At 46.9% G+C, this 3,309-nt stretch carries 2 protein-coding genes and 1 pseudogene; 1 reads left to right on the forward strand and 2 read right to left on the reverse strand.

Going from position 1 to position 3,309, the window contains the following annotated elements; all coding sequences use genetic code 11:
* Window positions 1-225 precede the first annotated feature (225 nt).
* Window positions 226-736: pseudogene (locus QZ506_RS13890) on the forward strand (endonuclease/exonuclease/phosphatase family protein); the annotation flags it as partial.
* A 65-nt stretch (window positions 737-801) separates the two neighbouring features.
* Here the strand turns inward: QZ506_RS13890 and mltD are convergent.
* Both mltD and gloB read right to left on the reverse strand, forming a co-directional pair.
* Window positions 802-2,181 (reverse strand): murein transglycosylase D, encoded by a 1,380-nt coding sequence (gene mltD / locus QZ506_RS13895; protein ID WP_291971808.1) that lies wholly within the window; start codon window positions 2,179-2,181, stop codon window positions 802-804.
* Between the two features lie 80 nt (window positions 2,182-2,261).
* Window positions 2,262-3,017, reverse strand: a complete 756-nt coding sequence (gloB, locus tag QZ506_RS13900; protein ID WP_291971810.1) for a hydroxyacylglutathione hydrolase — start codon at window positions 3,015-3,017, stop codon at window positions 2,262-2,264.
* Between the last annotated feature and the right edge of the window lie 292 nt (window positions 3,018-3,309).

A 3,309-nucleotide genomic window follows, 5' to 3' on the forward strand; every position in this document is an offset into this window, starting at 1 on the left:
AGCCCAGTGAAACGACGGATCCTCGCAACGTAAAATCATGCAGTTAGGCATCATGAGAAAAGTGTACACCTGAGATGACAAGCATTTTCAACCAAAACTGGCATGGAAAAACAGCATGATTACCTATTATTCAACAAAGCCGTTTTTCGTCCATAAAGTAACCTGCTTTTGATGTTGGATTGAACATATCAAAATCAGGCAATTACACAATCTCGTGTACAGGCTCTTGCTACCGATCAGGTCCCTGCCATTATTCTTCCCCAACACCCTTCTGGTGTGATGACGCTGTCTACCGCACAACCCTTGTATTGCTGCCCGCTGAGAGAGCCTCTGCTTCGCCTGTCTAAATCGGCGCTGATTACGGTTTATGCATTGCAGAGCGCCCAGCAACTGATGGTCATTAATATCCATGCCATTAATTTCAGTATCGGCGTTGAAGTGTATGGCAAACAACTGGATGCGATTGGTGAGCAGGTCAAACGTCATGCCGGGCCAGTAATCATGGCTGGAGATTTTAATGCCTGGAGCCGGCAGCGTATCAACGCACTTTATCAATTTGCCAGTGAGATTGCCTTGCGTGAGGTTCGCTTTCTCGACGACCAGCGGCGTCGAACGTTTGGCCGCCCGTTAGATTTTGTTTTTTTATCGCGGGTTACACGTCATGCAATCTTCTGTATTGGTTACCCAGGCTTCTGACCACAACCCGCTATTGGTTGAATTTCAGTTGCCAGCATGACGTTAAAACAATAAAAAAACCACGAAGGTCAACCATCGTGGTTTTTTTATAGGCCTATGTAGCACTTAAGAGTCTGGTGATGCTGCCGTATTCACGAACAGCGTTAACCGATCTCCAGGCTGAATATTTGCCTTTTTATTGATGACCGAATTCCAGCGCATAACATCTGCGATATCTACCCCGTGACGTTTGGCGATACTCGCGAGAGAGTCTCCTTTACGCACCTGATAGGTAATGGAATTACTGTTACCCTTTTTACTGCCCGCAGAGGCCTGTACAACCTGAAGCGATTGACCAACCTTCAACGCGTTAGCGCTGGCTAGGTTGTTCCACTTGCGCAGATCCTGCGCGCTGACCTTCAGTTTCGCAGCAATACCTAACAAGGCGTCACCTGAACGAACCTTGTATTCCGTGCTTGCGGATAACTGCGCCAGTTTAGCGGGTCGTACAGCGGCGATATCGCCATCTGCCAACGAATCCTCCAACTGCTCAACATGTGCTTTAGGCACCATAATGTAATGTGGCCCGTTCGGAGCGGTCACATCACGTTTGTAGCCTGTGTTGTAGCTCTTCAGTTTTGTTAGCGACAAGCCAGCCATTTCAGCCGCTTGCGTCAACTCCATCTGTTGACCCAGGTCTACCTGCGCCAGTGCCCGACTTTCGTTGGGCTTAGGTAACTCAATGCCGTATTTTTTGCTATCCTTAAAAATATCGCTTAAGGCTAAAATTTTCGGGACATAAAGTGACGTTTCACGTGGTAACGCCAATGCCCAGTAACTCGTTGACCTGCCTTTTGCCTTATTTGCTTTTACTGCTTGCAAAACACGCCCCTCACCGCTGTTATACGCGGCGATGGTAAGTAGCCAGTCACCATCAAACATTGTGTTGAGGCGCTGCATCATGTCTAAGGCAGCCGTCGTTGATGCAACAACATCGCGACGACCATCATACCACTGGTTCTGTTTCAAACCGTAGTTACGCCCAGTGCCTGGCACAATCTGCCAGAGCCCTGCGGCATTGGCGGATGATGTGGCCTTGGCATCAAAAGCGCTCTCCACTATGGGTAGCAGTACCAGTTCCATCGGCATTTTGCGCTGCTTAATCTGCTCGACTATCCAGTACATGTACGGCTCTGCCCGTAATGTTACATCGTGGAGATAGCTCTTATTTTTTAAGTATCGTGTTTTTTGCTCGCGGATCCGGACGTTATCCGGAACCTCCATCTTCAGCTCGTCACTAATGAAGTTCCACAGGTCACGCTGCGCTAGGTCATTATTATCCAGCCAGCGCGCGGATGTCTCTCGACTTCCTGTGTACTTTCCTGCTTCACCTTGACCTGCTGAAGACAGACTCTGCCCATGTCGTTTCGGTTGCGAGGTGTCTTGGTAGACCCCTTGGCAATCTGCCAACAAGAATGAGGCGATAATAATCGCGTGAGCCTTCATATACGTGTCAATAGTGTCAATAGGTTGCTTAAAAGACGAGCAATGATACTTTGATTAGCCGATCAGCACAACAAAAACCTTCAAAAGCAATCTTTCTTGCTACGTAATTGGGCGAAAACTTGCCAATCCTCTATGTTACCGTGTTTTATTTTTAATTTTCCTTTTAAATCAGTGTCATGGCACCTAAGAAAAAGGTTGACTTTTCGTTCAATACCAAGGGTGGTTGGCAACGTTGATTGAGATTTATCTCGTAATAGCCTGATTTCAGAAAGATAAGCGGTAATATTGCACTCTTCAGGCCATATAGTGTGAGCAAACTCAAGATTTGATAGGGTGTACTCGTGTGCACAGCAAATGCGTGTTTCATCAGGTAATTTTGATATTTTCTCAACTGATTCATGCAGTTGCTTGGTGGTTCCTTCAAAAATTCGCCCACATCCAGCCGAAAACAACGTATCTCCGCAGAACAAATAGGGGGCAGAGTAGTACGAAATATGACCTAAAGTGTGACCCGGCACAGAAAATACGGAGAAATCAGAATTGAGTAACTGAATGTGATCGCAATCGCGCAAAATACGTGTTGCACCATGCTGCGCTGTCTCTTCAGGGCCATAAATCGGCAAGTCAGGGTAAGTCTTCTGGATATCAGGTACCCCCGCCACATGGTCACTGTGATGGTGGGTGAGTAACACCGCTACCGGTGTGAGTTGGTGTTTACGTAGCGCTTGTAATACTGGCTCGGCTTCGCCGGGATCGACAATGACACAACGGTGCTGTGCGTCATGTAATAGCCAAATGTAGTTGTCCGAAAGTGCGGCAATACTGATAAGATTCATGTGATACCCCATTTATACACGTCATATTTCAAGCTGCATGTGCGTTGGCTGCGTTCACTCACCCGAATCACTTACCTAAGTAAGCATATCGGGATAGATGAACCTCATTTGTCCTTCTCTTGCCGCCTTCCTGAAACTCGAATTATTTAGGGTATATACCCGTGATCATTGAAGATGCTTGATTTTACGCGGTAAGAAGATCATGCTCACCCACTATGAAGATATTTATTACCGACAAGCAAAAAGCCGAACTCGAACACCTTCATGACACCAGTCGTGATAAGCGTGTTTG

The organism is Candidatus Symbiopectobacterium sp. (assembly GCF_020054415.1).
In the GTDB taxonomy this organism is placed as follows: Bacteria; Pseudomonadota; Gammaproteobacteria; order Enterobacterales; family Enterobacteriaceae; genus Symbiopectobacterium.

What these genes read in the sequence shown, in the direction of transcription:
- mltD (WP_291971808.1), bottom strand. Translation starts at nt 2,181, where the DNA reads ATGAAGGCTCACGCGATTATTATCGCCTCATTCTTGTTGGCAGATTGC.
- gloB (WP_291971810.1), bottom strand. Translation starts at nt 3,017, where the DNA reads ATGAATCTTATCAGTATTGCCGCACTTTCGGACAACTACATTTGGCTA.